General features: G+C 39.7%; 1 protein-coding gene. It reads left to right on the top strand.

Translation table 11 applies throughout. The annotated features are described in order from the left end of the window. Positions 1 to 98: 98 nt before the first annotated feature. On the top strand, positions 99 to 750 hold a 652-nt coding region (locus tag GB932_RS22380), incomplete at its 3' end, for an adenosylhomocysteinase (RefSeq protein ID WP_197517230.1).

Genomic DNA, 750 nt, shown 5'->3' with positions numbered 1-750 from the left:
CAGCAAGCATTACGTCTGTAGCTCTTCTTACTGCATCTACAGCAGATTCTTTACATCCGTATTCGTTATCAATTGAATTTTAAAACTATTCATTACATATGAGTACTACAACACAATACGTTCCTTATAAAGTTAAGGATATCTCCCTTGCAGAATGGGGTAGAAAAGAAATTACCCTTGCAGAAGCAGAAATGCCAGGTCTGATGGCTATCCGTGAAGAATACGGACCGTCTCAGCCACTGAAAGGAGCCAGAATCGCAGGATGTCTTCACATGACTATCCAAACGGCTGTGCTTATCGAGACTCTTGTAGCTTTAGGAGCTGAAGTTACATGGTCATCTTGTAATATTTTCTCTACACAGGATCACGCTGCTGCTGCTATTGCTGCTGCTGGAATTCCGGTGTATGCATGGAAAGGATTAAATGAAGAGGAATTTGACTGGTGTATTGAGCAGACTTTATTCTTTGGTGAAGACAGAAAGCCATTAAACATGATTTTGGATGATGGTGGAGACTTAACAAACATGGTTTTTGATAAATATCCTGAGTTCACAAAAGATATCAAAGGGCTTTCTGAAGAAACCACTACCGGTGTTCACAGACTTTACGAAAGAATGAAGAACGGAACTTTAGTAATGCCTGCCATCAATGTAAATGATTCGGTTACTAAATCTAAATTCGACAACAAATACGGATGTAAAGAATCTGCTGTAGATGCAGTAAGAAGAGCTACAGACGTAATGCTTGCTG

It is taken from the genome of Microbacterium karelineae (assembly GCF_009745985.1).
GTDB lineage: Bacteria > Actinomycetota > Actinomycetes > Actinomycetales > Microbacteriaceae > Microbacterium > Microbacterium karelineae.
Note: the sequence above shows the minus strand (reverse complement) of the source record. Positions and strands in the feature narration are given on the sequence as shown.